The organism is Meiothermus sp. CFH 77666 (assembly GCF_017497985.1).
Lineage (GTDB): Bacteria > Deinococcota > Deinococci > Deinococcales > Thermaceae > Meiothermus.
Genome location: NZ_JAGDFV010000044.1, coordinates 1 through 18,180 on the forward strand (window position 1 = coordinate 1; position 18,180 = coordinate 18,180).

The window sequence follows — 18,180 nt, forward strand, 5'->3', positions numbered from 1 at the left end:
AGTTTGCATCCTTCAATCGGACAAGCTAACCTTTCGATGGGAGGTCTTTCTGTTTTCACACAGCGTAATCTGCGCTGACAGGGGCCTCCCTTTCAACTACCCCCAGGGATAATCTCACCTTACTACCTACCAGTGATGAGGGCGGCATTCGCCATTCCTTGACCGAAGACGCGGAAAAACCCACTTTCGCCGAAGCAAAGTTCATGCTTGTGGCAGCATCTGCTTTCATCAATTTCCTGTGGGCTAAATCTGCAGAAAAAGGTTTGCAACTTCCCAAAACATGAGCTGCTTGAACATGACAGGCTTAAGCCTTAGAGAGTCTGAGAGGCGCAGTTCTTGATGCAATCTCCTGCCTGACCACCGGCGCTACTTCAGTCCCAAATAGCTCAATCGCCCGCATCATCTTGCGGTGGGGCACGGTGCCCACGCTCAGTTGCAGCAAGAAGCGCTGGTGGCCGAAGATCTGGTGCTGGTAGAGGATTTTCTCGATGATCTGTTCGGGGTGGCCCACAAAGAGCGCCCCGCGCAGGGCGGTGCTGGCCTCGTACTGGGCGCGGCTCTGGGGGGGCCAGCCGCGTTCGCGCCCGATGCGGTTCATGACCGGGCTGCTGGTGGCGTAGGAGACCTCGAGGGCCTCCTTTGGGTCATCGGCGATGAAGCCGTGGGCGTTGATGGAGAGGGGCTGGGGGGCCTGGCCTATGCGGTGGGCGGTCTGGCGGTAGAGCTCGAAGAGGGGGGCGAAGCGCTCGGGCACCCCGCCGATAATGGCCAGAGCCATGGGCAGGCCCAGGGTAGCGGCCCGTACCACGGAGGCCGGGGTGCCCCCCACCGCCACCCAGACGGGCAAGGGGTGCTGCACCGGACGGGGGTAGACAGGCTGGTTTTCCAGGGCGGGGCGGTGCTTCCCGCGCCAGGTCACGCGCTCCTGGTTGCGGATTTGGAGCAGCAGCTCGAGCTTCTCTTCAAAGAGCTCGTTGTAATCGTCTAAATCGTAGCCAAACAGCGGGAACGACTCGATGAACGAGCCGCGCCCGGCCATGATCTCGGCCCGGCCCCCCGAGAGCAGATCCAGGGTGGCGAACTGCTGGAAGACCCGCACCGGGTCGTCGGAGCTGAGCACCGTGACGGCGCTACTCAGGCGGATGCGCCGGGTGCGTTCTGCAATTGCAGCCAGGATGACGGCGGGGTTGCTCGAGAGGTACTCTTCGCGGTGGTGCTCGCCCACCGCAAACACATCCAGGCCCACCTGATCGGCCAGCTCGGCGGTCTCGAGCAGGTCGCGCAGGCGCTGCACCGGGTCTTGAAGCTGCCCGGTGTAGGGGTCGGGGGTGTTTTCGACGAAGGTATAGAGGCCAAGTTCAAAGGGTTTAGGCTCCATGATGGGCAGTATACTTTTTATAGTGTAATAAACCCTGGGCTGGGTCACGATGGGTTAGTCGAGCGCATCCCCTTTACGACGGCCCTACACAAAGGAAAAAATCAGAACCTCATCCTGCTCGTAATCCAGAAGGTAGGTTAGCCGGTACTCCCGCACCCATAGCACGCGGATGTCTTCTCTGGGAGGGCTCCTCATCTTGCCGATTTCGGGAAATTGCTCCAGGTTTTCTGTTGCTGCTCTGACCGCCTGCTCGAGTTCCCGCCGTTCTTTCCCCGTAAGTTGGCCCAGAACCTCGCTCAGTAGCTGCTGTTTTGCCCCCTCCAGCCACCTAACCCGCACGCTTAACCTCTTCGGCTAGCTGCTGGAGTACCTCGGCATTGTCGGTGGCTTGTGTTTTTCCCTGACGCAGATCCAGCAATCCAAACGCCAGCGCTTCCAACTCCTTCAACCGCAGTTCCATCTCGTGGTAGTCGTCTACCCCAAGGAGCACCCCAGCGGCTTTGCCGTTTTGGGTCAGCACCAGCCGGTCGCCCTGTTGAAGACGCTTGAGGAAAGCCGCAGCGTTCGCGCGAAACTCTGAAACCGGCACCAGATCCCGCCGAAGGTCGAGGGTTTTCATATCAAACATTGTACAAGATTTTGTACCTCAAGCCTCGCGCCGCACCAGGCTTTGCAGCACCTCGAGCACCACCGCGCCCAGGTCTCTTCGGGGGGCCTGGAGCAGTACCGGCTCCAGCAGCGAGAGCCCTTCCGCCAGCATCTGCTCGGCCAGGGTCTGGGCATAGGCCACCGCACCCGACTGCAAAAGCTGCTGGTGGAGCCAGCCCACTTCTGGAGCGGGTTTTTGCTCTCTGGGGATGCAAAGCAGTTGCTCGGCCCGTTTGCGCTCCTCTGGGCGGGCTTGTTGCAAAAAGTGCAGCAGGATCAGGGTGCGCTTGCCCTCCCACAAATCCCCTGCAATCTCCTTGCCGTATTTGGCGGGGTCACCCACCAGGTTGAGCACGTCGTCCATAATCTGGAAGCCGATGCCCAGCTTCATCCCAGCCTCTTCCAGCACCGCCGGGGGCTTTAGGCCCGCCGCCAGCACGCCCAGCCGCAGCGGTGCTACGGCGGTGTAGTAGGCGGCCTTTTGCCCCACCATCTCCAGGTAATCGGCTTCCCCCAGGTCAAAGCGCTGGCGCTCCATCCAGGTCATCTCGAGGTGCTGCCCCTCGGCGGTGAGCTCCACCAGCCGCACAAACTCCAAGAGTACCGCCTGCGAGACCCCGGCCTCGATGAGCAGGGCCCACTGTTTGGCGTGCAGCGCATCACCGGCGTTCAGGGCCAGCGGCATTCCATACAGCTTGTGCAGGGCGGGCTTGCCGCGCCGCTCGTCGGAGGCGTCCTCGATATCGTCGTGGATCAGGGCCCAGTTCTGGAAGAGCTCGAGGGCCGCCGCAATGGGCAGCAGTGGTTTGAACTCGGCGCCGTAGGCCAGGCCGGTATAGACCAGTAGCATCCCGCGCAGCATCTTGCCGCCGCGCTCGGGGTAGTCGCGCAGGAGCCGGGCATACTCGGCCAGTTCGGGACGCCTGGCGGCCTCGGGGTTGGGCAGAGCGTCCAGGAGGTATTGCTGGATGGCTGCGCGTACCTGGGCGGGGGAGAGGGCAGCGGTCATGGTGTAGATACTACGGCGGCGCAGGGCAGAGGGCAAAAAGCCGAGGGTCGAGAGTCCAGGGTCGTGGGGACTTGGCTCGCCTCTTTCCCAAATGCCTAAAGGATCAGAGCGCTCTTTGCATATTCTGACCATCCGACCTCAAGAAAGCTCTGCCTGGCCGGCTGAACGGACAACCACGTCTGTTGGGAGCGCGATAACGCCTGTCTGGCCCAGATCATCACGTACATTTCCTGATGGTAAATGTGCTAAATATGCTTTACATTATCTGCGTCAGTATGTAGCATATTTCCTTGCAATGGCAGTTGGGCCTGCGCTAAGGGTGAGCATAGCCAACCAACATTCGGTGTTTGTCAGCGGTTGTGAGCGCCCTTTGGGTGCGCTACACTAAAGCTCCACAGGAGGCTCAAACATGGGTATTCTTGACCGCCTTTCCCGCCTGATCAGGGCCAACATCAACGACCTCATCAAGCGGGCCGAAGACCCCGAAAAGATCATCGAGCAGGCCCTGGAAGACATGCGGGCAACGCTGCGGGATGCTCGGATGGAAGTGGCCGAGGCCATGGCCGAGTTGAAGAAGCTCGAGCGCGACCAGCGAAACTACGCCGAACAGGTGCGGGCCTGGGAGCAAAAAGCTGCCGAAGCCCTCCGGAGCGAACGCGAAGACCTGGCCCGGGAGGCCCTCAAGCGCAAGCAGCAGGCCCAGGCCCTCTCCGAGGGCTTTGCCCAGCAGGTGGCCCAGCAGCAAGCCCTGGTCAACCAGCTCACCACCCAGCTCAAGGCCCTGGAAGGCAAAATCCAGGAGTCCGAGGCCAAGAAGGCCCTGCTGATTGCCCGCAAGAAGGGCGTGGAGGCCGCCGAGACGGTGCGCCGCTTCGAGTCCAAGGTGGACACCCACAGCGCCGTCGAAGCCTTCGAGGACATGGAACGCCGCATCGAGGCCATGGAAGACAAACATGCCGCCCTCTCGGAGATGGACAAGAGCAACATCGAGAAGGAGCTCGATAGCCTGGGCAGCAGCAAAGAAGTCGAGGACGACCTGGCCCGCCTCAAGCGCGAGCTGGGGATGGCCTAGAGCGGCTTACAAAAAGCTAACACAGCCCCCTTTGTCTTCAGAAGGGGGCCTTTTTTGTCTAGCTTGCATTTCCACCAGGGCGTTGGGTAGAGTGTCTGGGAACGTTAATCGCAACTATGGGTTCAAACGGGCTTCCCAGAAGCGTTCCCACTGGCCTGACCTGGCGCTGACAAAAAACCCATAGCGTGCCTGTGGAGGAAGTGTATGCGGAAATTTTCGGTTCTGGTCATGGTTGTTTTGGGCCTCTTTGCCCTGGCCCAAGGTCTGCAAGCCCTGATTGAGGGGGCCAAGAAAGAGGGGCAGATCGTCACCTACGGCTCGCCTGCCGACTGGGCGGGTTATGGGGCCATTGCCGAGATCATGACCAGGCGATACGGGCTCAAGCACAGCGACACCGACATGTCCAGCGCCGAGGAGATCGCCAAGGTCAAGGCCGAGCGCAACAACCCGGTCGCCGACGCCTTCGACATTGGCTACCAGTTCTGCACCATTGCCATCCGCGAGGATATCCTGATGGCCTACAAGCCCAGCAAGTGGAGCGAAATTCCCCTCTGGGCCAAGGATCCCCTGGGCCGCTGCACCGCAACCTACTACGGCACCATCGTGCTGGTCACCAACACTAAAGTTGTTAAAAACGTGCCCAAGAGCTTCAAGGATCTCTTGAAGCCTGAATACAAGGGACTGATCGCCGTACAAGACCCCCGCCGGGCGGCGCTGGGCCAGTACGCCGTGATTGCGGCAGCTTTCGCCAACGGCGGCTCCGACCGCAACGTTGACCCCGGCATCAAGTTCTTTGCCCAGCTCGCCAAGTCGGGGAACCTGAAGCCGGTAGCCCCTTCCAAAGACCTTCTGGCCAAGGGCGAGATTGGCATCACCCTGGACTGGGACTTCCGCGCCCTTAACTGGCGTAAAGATATTCCCGAGCTGGCCATCTCGGTGCCTACCGACGGCTCGACCTACGGCCCTTACGCCACCGTGCTCAATAAGTTCACCCGCCGGCCCAATGCGGCCAAGCTCTGGATGGAGACGGTGCTCTCCGACGAAGGCCAGATTGCCTTCGCCCGCTCGGGCGCCCGCCCCATCCGCAACGTGAAGCTGCCCGAGGATGTGGAGAAGGGCCTGCTGCCCCAGGCCCAGTACAAGGTGGCCAAGCCCATCACCAACTGGCTGAACATGGAAGCCGTGGCCAAGGACATGGGCGAGAAGTGGGCCCTCGAGGTCGTGGGCAACTAGTACCAAGGGAAGCTCTTCCTCGTGGTTTTCATCGGCGTTCCGACCACCATCGTCCTCCCTGGCCCAGGCTGGGGAGGGTTTGCTCTGGGGGCGAGACCATGAGCCTGGGTTTGCGCTGGGCCAGTGTGGGCATTGCCCTCTTGTTTGTGTTCTTTTTGCTGCTCTTTGAGGTGCTGCCGGGCCTCCTGCTGGTGCGGGTCTTCTGGAATGAAGGGCAGCTCAGCCTGGCCTCCTGGGCCGAGGCCACCCGGCCCCTCTTTCAGCGGGCCTTGCGCAACTCCTTCGAGCTGGCCTTTATAAGCGCCTTGCAAGGGGCGGTGCTGGGCACCCTGACGGCCTGGGCGCTCTGGTCTTCGGCCAACCCCTTGGTCAAACGCTTTACCACCGGCCTTTCGGCGGTAGCGGCCAACTTTGCCGGGCCGCCGCTGGCCTTTGCCTTTATCGTGTTGCTGGGTGGTAACGGCTTCTTTAACCTGATTTTGAAGGGACTGGGCCTGCCCACGGTGGATATCTATAGCAAGGAAGGGCTGTACTGGGTGTACCTGTACTTTCAGTGGCCCCTCATGACGGTGCTCATGCTGCCGGCGTTTGGGGCCATTCAGCGGGAGTGGCTCGAGGCCGCCCGCAGCCTGGGGAGCAGCCAGTGGGGTTTCTGGTGGCGGGTGGGCATCCCGGTGTTGCTGCCCTCCATTCTGGGGTCGTATATTCTGCTGTTTGCCAATGCCTTCGGGGCCTACGCCACGGTGTATGCCCTCACCCAGGGGCAGCGCAACCTCTTGCCCTTGCAGATCGGCTTTCAGGTAGGCGGCGACATCAGCTACAACCCGGTGCTGGCCTCGACCCTGGCCCTCATGATGGCCCTGGTGCTGGCCCTCTCGCTCGTGCTGTACCGCCTGAGCCGTCGCTGGGCTGCGCAAATGGAGGGCGCATGACCCGGCTCCTGCGTCGCTTGCTGCTCCTGGCCCTGGGGCTTTACCTCTTTCTGCCCATCCTGGCCTCGCTGGCCTACAGCGTGGCGACCAGCTGGACGGCGCTCTTGCCGGAGGGCTACACCCTCAAGCACTGGGCCAACCTCCTCGAGAACCAGCGCTTCTGGCTCTCGCTGGGGCGCACCGCGCTGCTTTCGTTCTCGGTGGTGGCCCTCTCCATCTTCTTTCTGGTACCCACGCTGTTCGTGGTGCGGATGTACTACCCCAAGGTGGCGGGGGTGCTCGAGTTCCTCACCCTGTGGCCCTTCGTGTTTCCGGGTGTGATCCTGGCGGTGGGCCTGATCTCGCTGTACTCAGGCCCGCCCCTGCAACTCGCCCAGACCCCTTTCCTGCTGATTGCCGCCGTTACGGTGATCTCGCTCCCCTACGCCTACCGTGCGGTGGACAACGCCTTCGCCGCCGCCGACATCAAGACCCTGGCCGAGGCTGCCCGCAGCCTGGGGGCCGACGATGCCAAAACCCTGGCCTGGGTCATCCTGCCCACGGTGCTGCCGGGGGTGCTGTCCGGGGGGGTGCTGGCCTTCAGCGCGGCTTTTGGCGAGTTTGCCCTCACGCAGCTTCTAATCGGCACGCTATGGGAGACCTTGCCGGTCTATCAGGTGCAGCTAGCCCGCACCGACGGCAACGGGAGCGCCGCCATTACGGTGCTCTCGTTTCTGGCGGCCTGGGGGCTGGGCTTCTGGGCGCTGTCGCTCCGCAAGGACGCCAAGGTATCGGTGATCTGATGCAGAAAGTAGGAATCCGACTCGAGAACCTTCACAAACACTTCCAGGGCAAGACCGCCGTGGAGGGGGTGGGCCTGGAGGTTGCCCCCGGCGAGCTGGTCTCGCTGCTGGGCCCCTCGGGCTGCGGCAAGACCACCACCCTGCGCATGATTGCGGGCTTCGAGCAACCCGACGGGGGCAGGGTCTATTTTGGCGAGCAGGACGTCACCGCACTGCCCGCAGAGGAACGCCGGGTAGGCATGGTGTTCCAGAGTTATGCGCTCTTTCCCAACCTGAGCGTGGCGGGCAATATCGGCTTTGGCCTGCGGGTGGCCCGCTGGCCTGCCGAGCGCATCCAGCGGCGGGTGGGGGAGATGCTCGAGCTGGTGGGTCTTCTGGGCTTCGAGAACCGTTCGGTGCAAAGCCTTTCCGGCGGGCAGCGGCAGCGGGTGGCCCTGGCCCGGGCGCTGGCCCCCGAGCCTAGGGTGCTGCTCCTGGACGAGCCGCTCTCGGCCCTCGATGCCAAGATTCGGGCCGGGCTGCGCACCGAGCTGCGCAGGTTGCAGCTCGAGCTCGGCATCACCACCCTGCTGGTCACCCACGACCAGGAGGAGGCCATGAGCATGTCCGACCGGGTGGTGGTGATGAACCAGGGCCGCATCGAGCAGGTGGGCACGCCCCGCGAACTGTACACCCGCCCCGCCACCCCGTTTGTGGCCACCTTTGTGGGCTCCATGAACCTGTTCACCCCCGAGAAAACCCCCGGCGGCTACCGCATCAGCGGGCAGGAGGTGGCCCTGCCGGTAGCACCTGTGGGCCGGGTGGGTGTGCGCCCCGAGCGGGTGGAGCTGAACGCCCACGGCCCCTTTAGCGGCACGGTGGAGCTGGTAACCTACCTGGGGGCCGAGCAACAGGTGCTGGTGCGGGTGGGCCCCGACCTCTGGACGGTACGGGCGCCCAACCAGGTGCTCTTGCAGCGAGGAGACCCGGTGCGGCTCCACGTGCCGGAGGACGCCTGGATTCTGGTGTAGGTGCTTCGTGCCCCGGGTTCTCTACATCACCACCGACGGTCTCAGGCCCGATGCCCTCGAGGCCGCCCATACCCCCCACTTTCAGGCCCTCATGCGCGAGGGAGCCTACACCCTGACGGCGCGCTCGGTCTGGCCGAGCATCACCCTGCCCTGCCACATGAGCCTGTTTCACAGCCTGCCGCCGGAGCGGCACGGGGTGCTTTCCAACACCTACGTGCCCATGGCCCGTTCCGTGCCGGGGCTTTTTGAGGCGCTCAAGCAGGCAGGCAAGCGCAGCGGCATGTTTTATTCCTGGGAGCCCTTGCGCGATGTGGCCAGGCCCCTCTGCCTCTCGGTATCTAAGCTAATCGCTTACGAACACAACCCCGAAGTCTCCGACCAGAAGGTGGTAAGTGCGGCGTTACCCTACCTGCGCTCGAGCGAGCTCGACTTCACCTTTCTCTACCTGGGCAGTGTGGACGAGGTAGGGCATCTTGCCGGCTGGATGAGTCCTGCCTACCTGCGCCAGGTTGAACACCTCGACGACCTGCTGGGCCAGGTGGTGGAAGCCCTGCCAGGAGACACGGTGCTGCTGGTAATGAGCGACCACGGCGGCCACCTGCGGATGCACGGCACCGAACACCCGGAGGACATGACCGTGCCTTTCATGGCCTGGGGGCCCGGGGTGCCCCGGAACCAGCCCATCGCGGAGCCGATGAGCCTCCTGGAGCTGGCCCCCACGGTAGCGCAACTGCTGGGGGTAGCACCCGAACCTGTCTGGGAAGGGCGAGCCCTCCGGCTCCGCTGAGGGTGTCAGGAATGGCTTAGAAAAACCTCGCCCAACTGGGCCAGGCTACCCACCGCCCGGCCTGTAGGCAGATGGCGCACCACCACGGTAGCAGGCTCGCTGTTGGCTTTGCCCACTTCGGCTACTGAAAACAGCTCTCCATCCACCTCTACCGTGATCTCGCGGGTTCCACAAATCTCCACCAGACGAAAGCGGCTCAGGCCTAGCCACTCTTCCCCCAGTACCCGCCGAAGTTCTTCGTAGGCAACGGTCTTGTACCAGGCTTCCCCGGCCTGCATCATCTCGGCCCGGTAGGCGGCAATGGCCGCATCGCGCAGGCGCGTTTCCTTGGATGCGCTGGAGCTCATACTCATCCACAAAGCTAAAGCGCTTTTGTCAGTGGCTCGCAAGGAACCAGATGACAAAGGGTGCCCTTTTTGGGTTCTGGACGTAATATCGTTGCAAAATAAGCAATTGGGCGACTTTGATGGCTCTACTGAACCCGTTCCAGAGAAGCGCAACGCTGGCCTGACGGTTGGCGGGTATGGTTGGGACAAGGGGGGAGCGCGATGCATCAAAGGGTGGTTCCGCTGGTCTGGGTACTGGCCTCGGGGCTGGGGCTGGCCTCGCTGGGGATGGCGGTCTGGGGTGTGGCCTGGGTGCTGGGCCTCGGGGGGTTGGGTGTGGCGCTGGTGTTCCTGGGCTTCCGGCTCGAGCGGGCAGTCCCGACCGCAAGACCCAGGTTTTCTCCCGTCCAGCCCCTGCGTGCCCCCACATCCGAGCCGGGGTTCACGGTGCGGGCTCGGGTAATCGTTCGTGCACCGGCTCCCCCACCCCTCAGCGAGGCCGAGGTGGCCCGCCTACTCGCCGAGTTGCGCCCCGCGCCCAAAAAGGCGCTGCCCGCAGAGCTAAAGCCCCCTTCCAGAATGCCAAAACGCTACCGCCGGTTGCGCGAGGCGGGGGTTCAGCCGTTGTTTGATCTGGAAACGCTGGAAGTAGCCTAGGGTCTAAGTGCGCCCACGATAGAAAGGTGCGGTTTTGATGCAGTGTGACTCGTATGAGGGGCTTGCAGTGGCGCGGCGCAAGCCCTGGCTCTGGATCGTGAATCGTAGATTTCGGAAGTGGATATTCTTACCGCACCCCTCAGTGCTTGCACTCCGGGATAGGGGTCGTATTCTAAAAGCAAGGTGGCTGGCCTGGCGCTGCTTGAATTGATGCTGCTCCTGCTGGTGGTGGGGCTTTTGGTCTGGGCCTTTGGCGCGGGCCGCAACCTGCCACCAACCCAAAGCGAGCAGGCCCACCGGCTGGATCTGGCCCTGGCCGAAGTCCGGCAGCAGGGCGAGCGGCTCCCCCACCTGCGCGAACCGCTCAAGCAGGTGCGGCAGTATGGGCGGGATTTACGCAAACTGCTGCCGCAACTGGCCGAGCTCGAGCACTTTCTGGCCAAACCGGTCACCGAAGGCCCCACTCGAGACCGCCTGCTGGTGCGCCACCACGAACTCAACCAATGTTTCCGGCGTGGGGTGGAGTACCTGGAGCGCCTGGGCGCCGAACTGGTGCTAGTTTCGGGGGCCCAGGAGCCCCCGGCCCTGGCCGAGCTGCCCCTGTTTCTAATCGAATTGCGCGAAGTTTTACATCCGCCCGCCCCTCACCAGGGGTAAATTGGAGCGATGCTGCGAATCCTTGTACCGGTTTTGCTTTTGTTGGCGGCCTGTGCGCCACGCGCCAGCGAACCCCAGACCAACACCGCCCTCATTCAGGGCTCGGTCGGCTTTTACCCCTCCCAGCCCGGGCTGGACTGGGTCTACCTCCCGCCCCGGGCTTCCATTGGCGACCCGCCGGTGCGGCTCTCGGTGATCGGCCCCACCACCTTTGAAGGCCAGCCGGCAATCCGCTTTCGCCTGAGTGGGCGGGGCCTCGAGCGTTCCTACTACCGCCAGATAGATGCCAGCGGGGTGCGGCTTCTGGGCATCGAGGACTTTGACCGGATCCAGGTCGCCCGCTACACCCCGGCCATTCAGGAATACCCCCCGCAGGCCAGCCTGGCCGTGGGGGCGCGCTGGGGCGGGCAGACCCGCGAGGTCATCGAGCTGCGCGCCAACAACCAGATCACCCGGGTCAGCGACCGGGTGCTGGAGTACACCTACACCGTGCTGGGCAAGTCCAACGTTACGGTGCCGGCGGGCAGTTTTGAGGTTTTTCGCATTGGCCTCGAGTACCGCGACCCCCGCAACCCCAGCCTTCGGGAAAACTTTGAGCTATGGTTCTTTCCGGGTGTGGGCGAGATTTACAGCTCGGTCAACTTCAGCGACCAGGGGGGCCTCTCCCTCATAGACCGCAACTTCAAATGAACCGTAGGCGGCCTTACAATGCGGAGCCCCTTTGTTCTCTGGGGTACTGCACCAGGTTCGCAAACCCCTAAAGTTGAGGGCAAGAGGTAGGCCGTAGGCGCGTTATCGCCCAATCGTTTTGGGAGGCGTATGTGATTCTGCAAAAGGTAAACCAACCCCAAGACCTCAAAACCCTCTCGCAGGAAGAGCTGCTGCAACTGGCGGAAGAGCTGCGCAGCGAGATTATCCGGGTGTGCGCCCAGAACGGGGGCCACCTGGCCTCCTCGCTGGGGGCGGTGGAGCTGATTGTGGCCCTGCACAAGGTATTCGACTCCCCCCGCGACCGCCTGCTTTTCGATGTGGGCCACCAGGCCTACGCCCACAAAATCCTCACCGGGCGCAAGGATGTGATTCACACCATCCGCCAGGAAGGCGGCATCTCGGGCTTCACCAAGGTCTCGGAAAGCGAACACGACGCCATCACGGTGGGCCACGCCTCCACCTCGCTGGCCAACGCCCTGGGCATGGCCATGGCCCGCGATACGCTGGGCCAGGACTACCACGTGGTGGGCATCATCGGCGACGGCGCTCTGACGGGCGGAATGGCCCTGGCCGCCCTCAACGTGATTGGGGAGCGCAAGCCCAGGCTCTTGATGGTTCTGAACGACAACGAGATGTCCATCTCGGAAAACGTGGGGGCGCTCAACCGCTACTTCAAGGAGTACCAGACCAAGAAGTGGGTGCAGGACACCCAGAAATGGGGAAAGCAGGTGCTGGAGGGTATTTCCCCGAAACTCTTCAACCTGGTAGACCGGGCCAAGGAGGCCGCCAAGCTGATGCTGCACCAGGAGAACCCCTTCTACGCCTGGGGCATCCGCTACGTGGGGCCGGTGGACGGGCACGACCTGCCGGGCCTGATTCACATCCTGGAGCAGATCAAGGAGCTGGATGGCCCCACCCTGCTGCACATCGTAACCCAGAAGGGCAAGGGCTACGGGGTGGCCGAGGAAGACCCCATCTACTGGCACGGGCCGCCCGGCTTCAACCCTCAAAACCCCGAGAAGGTGAGCAAGGGCTACTCCTGGTCGGCGGCTTTTGGCGACGCCGTGACCGAACTGGCCTACCAGGAACCCAAACTCTTTGTGATTACCCCGGCCATGCGCGAGGGTTCGGGCCTGGTGCGCTACTCCCAGACCCACCCCGAGCGCTACCTGGACACCGGCATCTGCGAGGACGTGGCGGCCACTACTGCCGCCGGGATGGCCCTGCGCGGCCTGAAGCCCGTTCTGGCCATCTACTCCACCTTTTTGCAACGGGCCTTCGACCAGGTGATTCACGATATTGCCATCGAGAACCTGCCGGTGGTGTTGGCGGTGGATCGGGCCGGGATTGTGGGGGGCGACGGGGCGACCCATAACGGGGTCTTCGATATTGCCTACCTGCGTACCATCCCTAACGTGCAGATTGCCGCCCCCAGGGATGCCCTGGAGTTGCGGGCCATGCTCAAGAAAGCGCTGGCGCTGGGCGGGCCCATCGCCATCCGCTACGCCCGCGACAACGTGGAAAAAGCGCCCGAAGGGGCCTGGCCCGAGATTGAGTGGGGCCGATGGGAAGTGCTGAAGGAAGGTTCCAAAGCCTATATCCTGGGTTTTGGCAAGACCCTCAAGTACGCCCTCGAGGCCGCCCTGGATAACCCCGAGGTGGGGGTGATCAACGCCCGGTTCATCAAGCCGCTGGACAGGGAGATGCTAAAGAGGCTGGCCCTCGAGGGCTACAAGCTGGTCACCACCGAAGACCACCAGAAGATGGGAGGCTTCGGCAGCGCGGTGCTGGAAGCCCTCAACGAACTGGGCCTGAAGCCCGACATCCGGGTGCTGGGCCTGCCAGACCGCTTCTTTGACCACGGCTCCATCCCCCGCATGCACCGTGAGGCCGGCATTGACGCCGAGGCCATCCGCGAGGCGCTGGCCGGGATGGGGGTCGGCAGGGTGTCGAGCCCTGCCAGAACCTGAATGCAAACGCAGCTTCTCCCCATGACCGCCAACACCTACCTGGTGGGCGAAGTTGAAGGGCTATTGCTGGTAGACAGCGGCATGCCGCACGAGAACCGAAAGCTCTTGCGCTACCTGGGGGACAAAAAACCGGCAGCGCTGCTGCTGACGCACCACCACCTGGATCATGTGGGCGGGGCCCGCATGCTCTGGGAGCGCTTTGGGCTTCCCATCTACGCCCACCCCCTGGATATCCCCTATATCTGCGGCGACAAACGCCGCCCTCCCTTCCCACCCATCCCCTGGCTGGGGGACTATATCGCCAATAGCCCCAGGCCCCTCCCGAAGGAGGCCCTTATTCCCGTAGAGGAGGGGGCCTTTGTGCTGGGCTGGCGGGTGGTGCACCTGCCGGGGCACACGCCTGGGCAAGTAGGTTTGCTGCGGCAGGGTACCCTTCTAGCAGGCGATGCCCTACGGGTAGGCCCCCGGGGCCCCTGGGTGCCGCCCGCCATAGTCAACCACGACACCCAGGAAGCCCGCCGCACGGTGGGCAAGATAGCCCGCCTCGAGGCCAACACCATCCTGGTAGGACATGGGCCGCCCACCACCATCGAGGCGGTGCGTGCGCTGGCGGCAAGGCTGGGCCTCTAGCGCTGAATATCGCCCTTTTTCACCGGCAAACCTGCGGCCTGCCAGGCCGAGATGCCCCCGGCCAGGTTGTAGACCTCAAAGCCCTTCTGGGCCAGAAACTCGGCGGCTTGCTGGCTGCGGCTGCCGCTTTCGCACTGGCAGATGATGGGCTTGTCTTTGGGCAGGCTTTCCCAGCGCCTGGCCAGCTCGGCCAGCGGCAGCCCCTGGGAGCCTGGAATTTTGGCCAGTTTGCGCTCGAGGGGGGTGCGCACATCTATCATCACCGCCCCTGCCCTGAGCTTTTCCTGGGCTTCCCTGGCAGCAATCCGGGGCACCCTGGGCCCCAGTCCCAACAGATTTTTCAACCATCCCCACATATCTTTCAGTCTATTGCTTTTGGCCGGAAGACAAAGTTCACTTGCGCAATATATCCCCAGGGGGTATACTGCCATATACCGGTGGGGGTATGCTGCCCCGCCAAAGGAGAAAACCATGTTCTTAGACGAAAAGATTCAAGGCCAGGTGCGCGAGATGCTGGCTCCTATTCAGAACCCGGTGGAGTTGGTGGTGTTTACCACCTCGGGCATCGAGCTTCCCGGTCAGGAAGTGGGCCTTCAGGACGAGACCCTGGGCTTGCTGAAGGAAGTTGTCGCTTTGAACCCCAATCTCAGCCTGGAACAACGCTCCTTGCACGCCGACCCCGAAGCCCAGGCCCTGGGCCTGAACTATGCGCCCACCATTCTGCTGCGCGAAAAGGGCTCCAATCGCAGCAACATCCGCTTTTTGGGGCTGCCTGCTGGTTACGAGTTTAGCACCCTTATAGAGGCCTTGCTGATGCTCGGCACCGGCGACAGCAAGCTGGGGGAGAAGTCGCAAGCCGATTTGCAAAAGGTAACCGCGCCCGTCCGGATGCAAGCCTTTGTGACCCCCACCTGCCCCTACTGCCCCCAGGCCGTGCTGGCCACCTTCAAAATGGCCTACCACAACCCTAACGTGATAGCCGAAGGCGTGGAGGCCAATGAGTTCCCCACCCTTTCGCGCCGCTACAACATCTCTGGCGTACCCGACACCATCATCAGCGGCAACACCCAGCAGCGCATTTTAGGCGGGCAGCCCGATCGGGTCTTTGTAGAGGCGGCCATCAAGGCCAGCTCCGGAGTGGTGGCATGAGGCTACTGGCCTTACTCCTGGCCGTTCTTCCCTTTGGGTTGGCCCAAACAAAAATCGTCACAGTAGACGACCTGAAGGCGGCCTTATCCAACCCCAGGGTGTTTGTGATTGATGTGCGTACCCAAGAGGAGTTCGCTCAGGGGCACATCAAGGGCGCGGTCAACTGGCCGGTGCAGGAGATCGACCGCTGGTGGAACCGGGTGCCCAAGGATCGGGTGGTCTACATCCACTGCAATACGCAAAACCGCAGCGGGGTGGCGGTGCGATACCTGATGGGTAAGGGATACCAGAACCTCAACCTGGTGCATGGGGGCATTCAGGCCTGGATGGCCAAAGGATACCCCACCACCCGATAAAACCAAAGATGCCCGATATGCCCACTGCCTCCCAACAAACCCCAACCGCCACCTTCGGCCCGAGCGATAAAACCAGAATTGTCCACCGGTTGCGCCGCCTGGAAGGGCAGGTGCGTGGTTTGCAAAAAATGGTGGAAGAAGACCGCGAGTGCAAGGATATCCTGACGCTTTTGAGCGGGGTGCGTAGCGCACTGGACTCTGTGGGCGAGGAAATCCTCGAGACCTACCTGGCCCATTGCAAGGCCGACCTCGAGCCCTCCGCCCCCGCGCAGTTGGTGGAGATGGTGCGGCTGTTGCGGAAGTAGGCTTTTGCCGCTTGCCGAGAGAGGGAACCAGGGTTCCCTCTTTTTTCTTTGGTTTTCCCCTTCCTTGGCTCTGCGCGGCCCATCTCCATCCAGGGCATGTTGGTTCGCGGCAAACCTACCCGGTGTTACAACTCCAGCAAGTCCTCCAGCCCAGGCATCGTCGGAACCGGATAAATCCGATCACGACCCGACTTTTTGGCTTCATAGAGGGCTTCGTCGGCTTGCTCGAGCCAGCGCTGCACGGTGCTCATAGAGGGCGGAATCTCGCCGCCGGCCAGGCCAGCCGAGATGCTCAGGGGCCAGCTAATGGGAGGGATGTACAGGGAACGCACCTCGCTCTGGATGCGCTCGAGCACGTGGTAGGCATCCTCGAGGTCGGCCCCAAACAGCACCAGGCCAAACTCCTCGCCGCCCAAGCGCACGGCCAGGTCGTCGCTTCGGCTGGCCTTGCGTAGCAGTCCGGCCAGTTGTTTGAGTACCTCGTCGCCGGCCGGGTGGCCGTAGGTGTCGTTGACGCGCTTAAAGCGGTCTATGTCCAGCAGGGCCAGGGCGATGGGCTTGCCCTGCTCGCCCGCCAGTCGGATTAGCCGCTGCATCTGGCGCTCGAACCCCCGCCGGTTCAGGAGGCCGGTGAGGGGGTCGGTGTAGGCTTTGCTGCGCCACTCGTTGAGGGTAAGCGAGAGCCGTAGCCGTTCGGTGAGCAGCGGGGCCAGGGCTTCCAGCCCCCGCTCGTCCTGGGGGGGGCCGGAAAAGTAGAGCCGCGCTTCGGTGGGGTGCTCGAGCATCAGCTCAAAGGTGCGCACGTAAGGGCCGCTCTGGCCTACGCGGAAGGTTGTATCGGAGCGTACCTCCAGCCCCACCAGGTTGCTAAACAGGGGCTTGAGGCCGTCCAGCACGCTTTGCAAGACCCCCTGGGGGGTGAGATGCTGGGTGGCCTGGCTCTTGCTGGAGAGGGTCTCGAGCAGGTTGACCCACAGCTCGAGCTGCCGTTCCGAGCGAAGGATGCGCTGGTAAACCACCAGTCCGACCCCGGTAATCGCCGTGAAGGCCGCATAGGCCCAGCCTATCAGCACCCATTCCGAAAAACGGTTAGAGGCCTGCAGATCCAGGCTGAGCAGCACCAGACTGCTCAGCAAACCGGCTGCAATCAAGATCAGTATGGGTTTGCTGATGCGTTCCTGGTGGGTTTCCAGGTGGATACCAGAGCCCAACAGAAGTAGGCTCATGGCCCAGGCCAGATAGGTAAAACCGCCGGCCTCGCCCAGCCAGGCCAGGGCCAGACTGCCGCCCGCTTTGAAGAGCAGCCCCAGCCCCCAGACCAGTCGGCCCTCGCCGACCTGTCCGCGTAGGGCCGCCTCGAGCAGGGGCAAGGCCAGCAGTAGGGGTAGCAGGTCGACCAGCCAGAGGGCGCGGGCAAGCTCGAGGCCCGGCCCCTGAAGAAGGCCCAGCACCATGAAAGGTACGAATGGAAGCAAACCCAGGCTGTACCGGGGTGAATCCGTTGGATGCAACCTTCGCAGGGTAGCCGCCCAGGCCAGTACCCCCAGCAGCAGCAAACCACCCGAGGGCTGGAAGGTGACCGAGGGGGTGCTGATGGGCTCGAGCAGCATAGCCCCTATCTGCAAACCCCCCAGCAAGACCCCCAGCGAGGCTCCCTGCCAGAGGGGCTCCTGCCGGGCCAGCCACCAGATCCAGAGTCCGGCAACGGCAGCCAGCAGCATGAGTCCAATTTCGGGAAGGGCCTCAGTCATCCTTTTTACAGTAAACAAGACGTAGTTGAAAAAAGCGTGGAAAAATACCCACCCAAACGTTACTTTTTCCGCGCAAACCCGTTACTTTGGGCCGAGGGTCTTAATCTTTTGGGTCAGGAGGGTTTTGGGCTGAAATAGGCTAAATTCAGTGGGTGTTCAATGTCGCGCTGTACCAGCCCGAAATTCCTCAGAACACGGGCAACATCGCCCGCACTTGTGCCGCTACCGGGGCCCGGCTGCACCTGATTCGGCCTTTGGGTTTCCAGTGGAATAGCCCCAAGCTCAGGCGGGCCGGGCTGGACTACTGGCCTGCACTGGACTACGTTTTGCACAATTCCTGGCAGGCTTTCCTGGAAGCCCTGCCAGAGCGCAGCCGGGTCTGGGCTTTCAGCAGCAAGGTTTCCAGGCTCTACACCGAGGTAGAGTACCAACCCGGCGATTACCTGCTCTTTGGGCCGGAGAGCCGGGGGTTGCCCGAAGAGGTGCTGGCGCACTTCCCCAGCGTAACCATCCCCATGCCCGGCCAGGGCGGGCGCTCCCTCAACCTGGCCGTAGCGGTGGGCATAGGGCTTTACGAAGCGCTGCGGCAGGTGGGTTTTGAGGCTGGGGTCTAGGCGGGACTACCTGACTTCGGTCAGCACATCTGCACATTTAGAGCGCTCTTCGCAAATATCGAGCTATCCGGGACTGGGTAGTCATTTGAGATTATCACCGGTGGCTGGATGGAAAGACCTGATGGCGAAGGATGTCAGAGATAGACCAAATGCGGTCAGTGAGATGGGCAGCCATGGCCGGGGAACGGGGTTGGTAGCGTTTA

Annotated in this window: 22 protein-coding genes; 15 read left to right on the forward strand and 7 right to left on the reverse strand. The window is 62.7% G+C overall.

Annotation, left to right across the window (positions count from 1 at the left end; genetic code table 11):
- Positions 1-304: 304 nt before the first annotated feature.
- From J3L12_RS15645 to J3L12_RS15660, 4 genes are all read right to left on the reverse strand, one after another.
- Positions 305-1,378 (reverse strand): LLM class flavin-dependent oxidoreductase, encoded by a 1,074-nt coding sequence (locus J3L12_RS15645; protein WP_208015985.1) that lies wholly within the window; start codon positions 1,376-1,378, stop codon positions 305-307.
- 84 nt (positions 1,379-1,462) lie between these two features.
- Positions 1,463-1,717: a type II toxin-antitoxin system RelE/ParE family toxin gene (locus J3L12_RS15650; RefSeq protein ID WP_208015986.1), complete on the reverse strand. Its 255-nt coding sequence runs from the start codon at positions 1,715-1,717 to the stop codon at positions 1,463-1,465.
- Positions 1,707-1,997 (reverse strand): type II toxin-antitoxin system prevent-host-death family antitoxin, encoded by a 291-nt coding sequence (locus tag J3L12_RS15655; protein ID WP_208015987.1) that lies wholly within the window; start codon positions 1,995-1,997, stop codon positions 1,707-1,709. Before J3L12_RS15655 ends, J3L12_RS15650 begins: the two co-directional genes overlap by 11 nt.
- A 27-nt stretch (positions 1,998-2,024) precedes the next feature.
- A complete protein-coding gene (locus tag J3L12_RS15660) occupies positions 2,025-3,035 on the reverse strand; it encodes a polyprenyl synthetase family protein (RefSeq protein ID WP_208015988.1) in 1,011 nt (336 codons plus the stop codon).
- A 409-nt stretch (positions 3,036-3,444) separates the two neighbouring features.
- Between J3L12_RS15660 and J3L12_RS15665 the strand changes: the two genes are divergently transcribed.
- The 6 genes from J3L12_RS15665 to J3L12_RS15690 all read left to right on the forward strand — a co-directional run bounded on the left by J3L12_RS15665 (position 3,445) and on the right by J3L12_RS15690 (position 8,851).
- On the forward strand, positions 3,445-4,107 hold the full coding sequence (locus J3L12_RS15665) for a PspA/IM30 family protein (protein WP_208015989.1): 663 nt from the start codon (positions 3,445-3,447) through the stop codon (positions 4,105-4,107).
- A 204-nt stretch (positions 4,108-4,311) separates the two neighbouring features.
- Positions 4,312-5,340 carry an extracellular solute-binding protein gene (locus tag J3L12_RS15670; protein WP_208015990.1) on the forward strand — a complete coding sequence of 343 codons (1,029 nt, stop codon included), beginning with the start codon at positions 4,312-4,314 and terminating at the stop codon, positions 5,338-5,340.
- 98 nt (positions 5,341-5,438) lie between these two features.
- Entirely contained in the window at positions 5,439-6,272 is an 834-nt protein-coding gene (locus J3L12_RS15675) for an ABC transporter permease subunit (protein WP_208015991.1), read from the forward strand.
- Positions 6,269-7,054 carry an ABC transporter permease subunit gene (locus J3L12_RS15680; RefSeq protein WP_208015992.1) on the forward strand — a complete coding sequence of 262 codons (786 nt, stop codon included), beginning with the start codon at positions 6,269-6,271 and terminating at the stop codon, positions 7,052-7,054. Before J3L12_RS15675 ends, J3L12_RS15680 begins: the two co-directional genes overlap by 4 nt.
- Positions 7,054-8,064 carry an ABC transporter ATP-binding protein gene (locus J3L12_RS15685; protein WP_208015993.1) on the forward strand — a complete coding sequence of 337 codons (1,011 nt, stop codon included), beginning with the start codon at positions 7,054-7,056 and terminating at the stop codon, positions 8,062-8,064. Before J3L12_RS15680 ends, J3L12_RS15685 begins: the two co-directional genes overlap by 1 nt.
- 7 nt (positions 8,065-8,071) lie before the next feature.
- A complete protein-coding gene (locus J3L12_RS15690; protein WP_208015994.1) occupies positions 8,072-8,851 on the forward strand; it encodes an ectonucleotide pyrophosphatase/phosphodiesterase in 780 nt (259 codons plus the stop codon).
- 5 nt (positions 8,852-8,856) lie between these two features.
- Here J3L12_RS15690 and J3L12_RS15695 read toward each other — a convergent pair whose 3' ends face one another.
- The gene (locus tag J3L12_RS15695) at positions 8,857-9,198 is read right to left on the reverse strand and encodes a hypothetical protein (RefSeq protein ID WP_208015995.1); all 342 of its coding nucleotides are present in this window, start codon (positions 9,196-9,198) and stop codon (positions 8,857-8,859) included.
- Positions 9,199-9,399: 201 nt separating this feature from the next.
- On the opposite strand from J3L12_RS15695, the gene J3L12_RS15700 reads away from it, so the two are divergent.
- The 5 genes from J3L12_RS15700 (at position 9,400) to J3L12_RS15720 (ending at position 13,802) form a co-directional block, all read left to right on the forward strand.
- On the forward strand, positions 9,400-9,834 hold the full coding sequence (locus J3L12_RS15700) for a hypothetical protein (RefSeq protein ID WP_208015996.1): 435 nt from the start codon (positions 9,400-9,402) through the stop codon (positions 9,832-9,834).
- A gap of 210 nt (positions 9,835-10,044) precedes the next feature.
- A complete protein-coding gene (locus tag J3L12_RS15705; RefSeq protein ID WP_243455309.1) occupies positions 10,045-10,491 on the forward strand; it encodes a hypothetical protein in 447 nt (148 codons plus the stop codon).
- Between the two features lie 9 nt (positions 10,492-10,500).
- Positions 10,501-11,181, forward strand: a complete 681-nt coding sequence (locus J3L12_RS15710; RefSeq protein WP_208015998.1) for a hypothetical protein — start codon at positions 10,501-10,503, stop codon at positions 11,179-11,181.
- A gap of 131 nt (positions 11,182-11,312) precedes the next feature.
- Positions 11,313-13,172, forward strand: a complete 1,860-nt coding sequence (gene dxs, locus J3L12_RS15715) for a 1-deoxy-D-xylulose-5-phosphate synthase (RefSeq protein WP_208015999.1) — start codon at positions 11,313-11,315, stop codon at positions 13,170-13,172.
- Complete coding sequence (locus J3L12_RS15720) at positions 13,173-13,802, forward strand: MBL fold metallo-hydrolase (RefSeq protein WP_208016000.1); 630 nt, start codon at positions 13,173-13,175, stop codon at positions 13,800-13,802.
- On the opposite strand, the gene J3L12_RS15725 is transcribed toward J3L12_RS15720, so the two are convergent.
- Positions 13,799-14,158 carry a rhodanese-like domain-containing protein gene (locus J3L12_RS15725; protein ID WP_208016001.1) on the reverse strand — a complete coding sequence of 120 codons (360 nt, stop codon included), beginning with the start codon at positions 14,156-14,158 and terminating at the stop codon, positions 13,799-13,801. The genes J3L12_RS15720 and J3L12_RS15725 overlap by 4 nt on opposite strands.
- Positions 14,159-14,273: 115 nt before the next feature.
- On the opposite strand from J3L12_RS15725, the gene J3L12_RS15730 reads away from it, so the two are divergent.
- From J3L12_RS15730 to J3L12_RS15740, 3 genes are read left to right on the forward strand one after another with little or no spacing between them, the layout of a single operon-like run.
- Positions 14,274-14,951: a thioredoxin family protein gene (locus J3L12_RS15730; protein WP_208016002.1), complete on the forward strand. Its 678-nt coding sequence runs from the start codon at positions 14,274-14,276 to the stop codon at positions 14,949-14,951.
- Positions 14,948-15,307, forward strand: a complete 360-nt coding sequence (locus tag J3L12_RS15735; RefSeq protein ID WP_208016003.1) for a rhodanese-like domain-containing protein — start codon at positions 14,948-14,950, stop codon at positions 15,305-15,307. The genes J3L12_RS15730 and J3L12_RS15735 overlap by 4 nt, the downstream gene beginning before the upstream one ends.
- A 17-nt stretch (positions 15,308-15,324) precedes the next feature.
- Entirely contained in the window at positions 15,325-15,612 is a 288-nt protein-coding gene (locus tag J3L12_RS15740) for a metal-sensitive transcriptional regulator (protein WP_208016004.1), read from the forward strand.
- A gap of 125 nt (positions 15,613-15,737) precedes the next feature.
- Here J3L12_RS15740 and J3L12_RS15745 read toward each other — a convergent pair whose 3' ends face one another.
- The gene (locus tag J3L12_RS15745; protein WP_208016005.1) at positions 15,738-17,363 is read right to left on the reverse strand and encodes a GGDEF domain-containing protein; all 1,626 of its coding nucleotides are present in this window, start codon (positions 17,361-17,363) and stop codon (positions 15,738-15,740) included.
- A gap of 152 nt (positions 17,364-17,515) precedes the next feature.
- On the opposite strand from J3L12_RS15745, the gene J3L12_RS15750 reads away from it, so the two are divergent.
- Positions 17,516-17,977 (forward strand): tRNA (cytidine(34)-2'-O)-methyltransferase, encoded by a 462-nt coding sequence (locus J3L12_RS15750; RefSeq protein WP_208016006.1) that lies wholly within the window; start codon positions 17,516-17,518, stop codon positions 17,975-17,977.
- Positions 17,978-18,180 lie beyond the last annotated feature (203 nt).

Excerpts from the sequence above, each read along its gene's own strand:
- J3L12_RS15655 (WP_208015987.1), bottom strand. The coding sequence starts at position 1,997 with ATGAAAACCCTCGACCTTCGGCGGGATCTGGTGCCGGTTTCAGAGTTT.
- J3L12_RS15725 (WP_208016001.1), bottom strand. The coding sequence starts at position 14,158 with ATGTGGGGATGGTTGAAAAATCTGTTGGGACTGGGGCCCAGGGTGCCC.
- J3L12_RS15685 (WP_208015993.1), top strand. The coding sequence starts at position 7,054 with ATGCAGAAAGTAGGAATCCGACTCGAGAACCTTCACAAACACTTCCAG.
- J3L12_RS15705 (WP_243455309.1), top strand. The coding sequence starts at position 10,045 with ATGCTGCTCCTGCTGGTGGTGGGGCTTTTGGTCTGGGCCTTTGGCGCG.
- J3L12_RS15700 (WP_208015996.1), top strand. The coding sequence starts at position 9,400 with ATGCATCAAAGGGTGGTTCCGCTGGTCTGGGTACTGGCCTCGGGGCTG.
- J3L12_RS15675 (WP_208015991.1), top strand. The coding sequence starts at position 5,439 with ATGAGCCTGGGTTTGCGCTGGGCCAGTGTGGGCATTGCCCTCTTGTTT.
- J3L12_RS15710 (WP_208015998.1), top strand. The coding sequence starts at position 10,501 with ATGCTGCGAATCCTTGTACCGGTTTTGCTTTTGTTGGCGGCCTGTGCG.
- J3L12_RS15730 (WP_208016002.1), top strand. The coding sequence starts at position 14,274 with ATGTTCTTAGACGAAAAGATTCAAGGCCAGGTGCGCGAGATGCTGGCT.
- J3L12_RS15645 (WP_208015985.1), bottom strand. The coding sequence starts at position 1,378 with ATGGAGCCTAAACCCTTTGAACTTGGCCTCTATACCTTCGTCGAAAAC.
- J3L12_RS15745 (WP_208016005.1), bottom strand. The coding sequence starts at position 17,363 with ATGACTGAGGCCCTTCCCGAAATTGGACTCATGCTGCTGGCTGCCGTT.
- J3L12_RS15670 (WP_208015990.1), top strand. The coding sequence starts at position 4,312 with ATGCGGAAATTTTCGGTTCTGGTCATGGTTGTTTTGGGCCTCTTTGCC.
- J3L12_RS15665 (WP_208015989.1), top strand. The coding sequence starts at position 3,445 with ATGGGTATTCTTGACCGCCTTTCCCGCCTGATCAGGGCCAACATCAAC.
- J3L12_RS15720 (WP_208016000.1), top strand. The coding sequence starts at position 13,173 with ATGCAAACGCAGCTTCTCCCCATGACCGCCAACACCTACCTGGTGGGC.
- J3L12_RS15735 (WP_208016003.1), top strand. The coding sequence starts at position 14,948 with ATGAGGCTACTGGCCTTACTCCTGGCCGTTCTTCCCTTTGGGTTGGCC.
- J3L12_RS15660 (WP_208015988.1), bottom strand. The coding sequence starts at position 3,035 with ATGACCGCTGCCCTCTCCCCCGCCCAGGTACGCGCAGCCATCCAGCAA.
- J3L12_RS15680 (WP_208015992.1), top strand. The coding sequence starts at position 6,269 with ATGACCCGGCTCCTGCGTCGCTTGCTGCTCCTGGCCCTGGGGCTTTAC.
- J3L12_RS15695 (WP_208015995.1), bottom strand. The coding sequence starts at position 9,198 with ATGAGCTCCAGCGCATCCAAGGAAACGCGCCTGCGCGATGCGGCCATT.
- J3L12_RS15740 (WP_208016004.1), top strand. The coding sequence starts at position 15,325 with ATGCCCACTGCCTCCCAACAAACCCCAACCGCCACCTTCGGCCCGAGC.